At 32.7% G+C, this 6,066-nt stretch carries 3 protein-coding genes; all 3 read left to right on the top strand.

Going from position 1 to position 6,066, the window contains the following annotated elements:
- Positions 1-363 precede the first annotated feature (363 nt).
- The 3 genes from B9N71_RS10770 (at position 364) to B9N71_RS10780 (ending at position 5,804) form a co-directional block, all read left to right on the top strand.
- Positions 364-2,922, top strand: a complete 2,559-nt coding sequence (locus tag B9N71_RS10770; protein ID WP_085165935.1) for a type VI secretion system Vgr family protein — start codon at positions 364-366, stop codon at positions 2,920-2,922.
- A 30-nt stretch (positions 2,923-2,952) separates the two neighbouring features.
- Positions 2,953-3,837 carry a hypothetical protein gene (locus B9N71_RS10775; RefSeq protein WP_085165936.1) on the top strand — a complete coding sequence of 295 codons (885 nt, stop codon included), beginning with the start codon at positions 2,953-2,955 and terminating at the stop codon, positions 3,835-3,837.
- 119 nt (positions 3,838-3,956) lie between these two features.
- Positions 3,957-5,804, top strand: a complete 1,848-nt coding sequence (locus B9N71_RS10780; RefSeq protein ID WP_085165937.1) for a hypothetical protein — start codon at positions 3,957-3,959, stop codon at positions 5,802-5,804.
- Positions 5,805-6,066 lie beyond the last annotated feature (262 nt).

The raw sequence follows: 6,066 nt of genomic DNA on the forward strand, positions 1-6,066 counted from the left end.
TCAGTCATTTTTTTCATAATTAAATCCCCTTTTCTTTTATCATAGAGAATTTTCTACTTTTTTGCTGTACTATTTTAGGGGATAGTTACAAGTATAAATCACCTTTCTACTTTCTTCACTCCACCGTGTTTAAAATTGCACTTCATGTTTGAATCCAGGTGTTCTTAAATAAAAGCATCAATGAATTACTAATCTAAACCATCGAAAACAACAAGTAGCATAAATAAAGTTGTAACTCGTAAATGTTTTATTGATCATAAAAACCCTTGACTGTTCAAAAAAAATACGTATTTTAAGAGTGTAGATTACCTTATGATTTATTTTAGATAACCAAAATTATAAATATAAAACAAGGATTAAGCTATGGGCATAATAGATCAGTTAACCAGTCATCTTGATTCACTTGCCAGAACCACCCCGCTGAATCGTTACTCGCTTTCGATAGATGGACTTGAGATGACAACAGATATTTCGGTCTTATCACTCGAAGGCAAAGAGCAGTTAAATCAACCTTGGCAATATTACATTGATTTTACCAGCGCAAATCGTCAGATATCCATCGATTCAGTACTCAGCCAAACCGCATCACTAACTTTTCATCCCAACCCCTTACCACTTACACTCACCCAAATAAGCTCACTGGATATTGAAGATAAACCCCGCACACTCTATGGGGTGATTACTGAATTTAGTTTTGTCTCAATGAGTGAAGACCAAGCACACTATCGGGTGGTGTTTGAATCTAAAGTGGCATTGCTAGCTAACCATCATCAAAGTGCTATTTTTCAAAATAGAAGCGTCGTTGAAGTCGTTGAAGAGGTGTTGCGTAATCACGGTTTTATCGGGATTGATTTTCGAATGGAGTTAAATGAAACTTACCCTGCTCGTGAGTTTATTACCCAGTGGCAAGAAAGTGATTTAAGCTTTATTCAGCGTTTATTAGCTGATGTTGGTATCTGGTTTTATTTTGAAACGCATCCAAAACATCGCTGTGATGTCATGGTCATGAGTGATTATGAACAAGGATTAAAAAAGGCGGGTAATATTGCAATTAAGCAGCCCAGTGGTTTAAATGATAGTCGCCGTCATAGCGTATGGGATTTGCAGTTTAGCAGTAAAACCAAACCCAATCAGGTACGTATTAATGATTACAACTACCGCACGGCAAATAACAACCTTCACATCACCGACAATAGTCAACAAAAAGATATCACAACCCGAGGCGATGACTATCGTTATGAAGAGCATCATAAAACAGAGGGAGATATTCAAACTGTTGAAAGTGGCAAATGGTATGCCCACATCCGCCATCAACAACATATTACCGAACAATTAACCATTTATGGAAAATGTAATGATTATCAGTTAGTGCCGGGGCAACTTCTTATTATTGATAGCTGCCCAATTAACGATATCAAAGACGGCATTATCATTGTTGCAACCCATAGTCATGGCGACCGAACCGAATCATACCAAACCCACTTTACCGCTATACCGTTTAATGTACTTAAACCTTATCGTCCTGCGCCATTACCGTGGCCACAAGTAAGCGGTACACTACCGGCAAGAGTGACCAGTCCTAATCACGATACCTATGGCTATATTGACCCTCAAGGGCGCTATCGTATTAAGTTTAACTTTGATTTAAAAAACTGGAAAAAAGGCGAAGAAAGTTTATGGGTTAGGCTTGCCAAGCCTTATTCAGGAAATACTTATGGTTTTCATTTTCCCCTTATTGAGGGTACCGAAGTTGCCGTTGCTTTTACGAATGGCAATCCTGACCGCCCCTATATTGCTCATGCAATGCATGACAGCGCCCACCCAGACCATGTGTCTATCCGCAATAAACACCGCAATGTAATTCGAACACCCGCCAATAACAAATTGCGAATGGATGATAAGCGCGGGCAAGAGCATATCAAACTAGCCACCGAATATGGTAAAACACAACTCAATCTAGGACATTTAGTTGATAATAAAAAAATTAAGCGGGGTGAAGGCTTTGAGCTGCGCACCGATGAGTGGGGGGTAATACGAGCGGGTAAAGGGGTTTATTTGACATCATATAAACGAGAGGGCAACCAAGGTGTTAAAAAGGCCAGTTTAGATGGTGATGAAACAGCAACATTATTAAAAACAGGCTTGAGTGTATCTAATCGCCTATCTAAACGTTCAGATAGTCACCGAGCGGGTAAATTGGAAGGCACGGATAGCTTTAATCTGTTTGTGAGTTATACCGCAACAAAAATTGATGATAATTTATCATTTACTCAGCCAAGTATGGTGTTATCTAGTCCAAAAGGTATAGCAGCAGTCACTCCTGATAGTATTTATCAATTTGCTGAACAAAATATTTTGTTAACTAGCAAACATGATACGAATATTGCCGCCAATAATTCAGTGCATATTAGCGCAACTAAAGATTATTCCGTTTTTGCCAAAGAAAATATTAAATTATTTAGCGGTGAAGCTAAAGTCCAACTGCAAGCCCATAATGGCGATATAGAGGTAATAGCCGACAAATCACTCAAAATAGTCAGCAACGACGATAAAATTAATATTAATGCTAAAAAAGAGATAACCATTGCATGTGGTGGTGCTTATATCCGTATTGCCGATGGCAATATTGAACTTTATGCACCAGGTATAATTAAACATGGCGCACAAGCCTTTCCATACTCTGGCCCACAAAAAATGTTACCAACACTTTATTCATTCCCAAAACAGCAACCACAAGCACCTTATGTTAAACAATTTGTATTGGTTGAAGAGGGAACCGGCAAACCGATTATGAATAGAGAATATCAAATCGTAAATAAAGATAATCAAGTAATTGCCGAAGGCAAAACCGATGCACAAGGTAAAGCGCAAATTGTAACATCAGGATATGAAGAAGATAAAGTAACATTTCGGTATAAATAGGTATAAAAAATTAGATTCTAGGGGTATTTTATGTATTGTACTGGAGCAACATCAATAACATGTGAATCTTCAAGCAACGATAAAACGATAGAAACTACAGTAAAAACTGGAACACGAAAATTAGAAAATATTTTAATACGAAGAATTCCTAAAACAGCATGGAACAAACCAGGTCATTATTGGATAGAAATTGTTCATAAAGATGAAAATGAAATGGATGATTTTATAGTAGAAGCCAAACAACAAGGCTTAAAAGAGGAGGGTTTAATAAAATTTAATAAAACGCCGACTAAAATAAACGGTTTCCGTGAAAGCTATGGTTGGTATCCAATATCCAATAATGGTTTTCACAATTTTAGTATTAGAGGCGCAGTTACATTTAATTCTAGATTTATAAAAAATGATGGTTGTCTAAATGGCGATCATATTGATAGAAGAGAAAAAGACAAAAACCTTGAGCTAGATTATAAAATAGAACGAACTGCAGGAAGAAGCAAACTTAATAATGAACTGTCAACAATTGCGTTTGATTGCATGCAATATCGGCGTTTCGATTTAGATAATCCCATTTATTTAACAACAAATCCTTACTTATTACCTAGGGATTTACGAACAGAAAAACAGGTTATAGTAGATATTAGAAATTTTGTCGCTAAATTTGAAAGAGATGAGCCTGAATGGAGTTGGAATGGTGATGGGTTTGATGAAACCAATTGCCATACCCTATTGTTTTTATTGCTAGCTAGTTGTGATTTGGCTGATCCAGATGGAATCGGACAAGGTTATGATCAGCATTTTATAGATTATAAACAATCTTTAGATTCTAAATCAGAACCTGATGAAAAATATGAAAATAGAAAAAATTTAATTGATAAGTTGTTAAAAATATCTCAATCATTAAACAGTATTTATTAGGGATATCAATTCTATACTTAAAAATAATTAAGGATTATATGAAAACTTTCCACAAAATAAATTTATTACTCTTAGTAGTTAGCATAACAATTATTAAATCAGTTTTTGCGGAGATAACAATGAAACAACAATTTGAAATTATAAACCAATTAAAAACACAAGAAATTGAACCAGATAAAATATACTACCAGATAGATTTTAATTACTTTAGTAGTAAAGAAAATAGTTTTCCTCAACAAAAATTATATTCCACGATTGATAATGCTTTGGATATTAATTCTTCAAAAAATCCTATACCAGCACAAAAGATTGCACAGATTAAGTTAAATAATAATTATCAATATTATGATGTATTAAAACAAGATAGAAATATTATAGAAATACTCTATCCAACAGAGCCTTTTGAGACACTTGAAGATGGTATTCATTATTATATTTTGGATAAATATAATCGATTACAAAAGAAAGAAAACTTTAAAGATGTCTTTGAAGAACCATGCTACCTTCGTGTTGAAAAACTAAATGGAAAAGTGATTAGTATCCAAAAGCGACCTATAAGTTCGATTAGCCATTTTAGTTATGATTATTGGCCTAATCAAAACCTAAAACACATTAAATTGGAAATATTTAATAATCAAAATAATATGATCTATCTATCGGAAAAATTTTATGATGAAAACGGAAATAAGTTAAAAGGTAATCAGCATAATCTATTAACTCAGCAAACCATGAGTTATACCGAAATCAACAAAGATCACATTGAACGTATTGAAGAATATTTTGATAATAATGGTATTAAAACCAACAGTGTTACTTATTTCGATAAATCTAAATCTTTTCCTCGAATTGAAAATAAGCAATTCAATAGCAAAGGGAAAATCATCAAAATAACAGGTCATAACCCAGATGAAATATTTGATGATGCCGCAAATGATTTAGTAGAGCCTTATCCTTATAATACATTAATGATGGATGTTGAAAAAACTAGCAGATTTGTGACGAGAAAATTATTTAAACATACCTTAGATAAAAATACTAAACAATGGGACAATGAAGCAATAAACCGCACTAGATATTTAGAAATAAAACCGAATAAAACCTATTATGCTAAATTGCCTTATCCCTATTTTTTAGATGAACGTTATAAAAATTTCCCTCATCAAAAGCCGTTAACTTTAATCGAAGCCGAAAATCAACAATCTAACGTAAAATACTATGATTTAATCAAATTTGAAGTGGGCGATAACTATCAGTATAAAACTTTGATTAAAGAAAAGTGGCAGCAAACTCCAATCACTTTACCGTTAGAACAATTTAAACCGCTAGAAAACGACATCTACTTTTTTGTTATGGATAATAATGGAAAATTATCTCCATTAGAAAACGTCAAACAAGCGGTAGAACAACCAAACTATATACGTGTTGAAAAAGAGATGGGTAAGATAATTTCGATAGTTAAAAAAACACGAATTTATAAAGTATTAAATGAGTTTGAATATCAAGATAATAGTTTGAAAAGTAGTAAATTTTTTGTGCTTGAAAGTTTGTTTTTGCCTCATTTTATTATTGAATCAAAATATGAAGATAAAAAAAATATTGTAATATATCAACAAATTAAAAATTCTCAAGGTATTATTATTAGAACTTATAATTATATAAACAAAGACCAACTTATTGCCGTATCAGATCGCTTTGATGATAACGGTATAAGAACTAATCATCTTGAGCTAAAACTATATGAATCATATGATAAATTTTATGAAAAAAACCAATTTTTTGATGAAAAAGGAAACTTGATATTCACTATTGATGATTCAGATAAGGAAAATAAAGATAACTCAATTATTAAAGGCATAAATACGCCTCAACCATATGATAAATTACCCTTTATTCCTGATATGTTTGAGGAAGTTCTCTTTGATATTTATTTAGAACAATTAAAAGCAATGAACAACAATGAATATTAGAAAAAAGCAAGAAATCACCTAATAATTCAATGGAATATCAAAGCTTACACAATCTAAATAAACTGGATTCTAAAAATTCGATTATGCAAATTTATATTAAAAATGTAACTATCCCCTAAAATAATACAGTAAAAAATTAATGTAATTAATTTAAGTTATGTTTTTTGGATAATTAGTACTGAAGTATAAAGGCATTACCATGTATAGCTTTAGGCAAAACCGATGCACAAGGTAAAGCGCGAATTGTAACATCAGGATATGA

Source organism: Gilliamella bombi (genome assembly GCF_900103255.1).
Lineage (GTDB): Bacteria > Pseudomonadota > Gammaproteobacteria > Enterobacterales > Orbaceae > Gilliamella > Gilliamella bombi.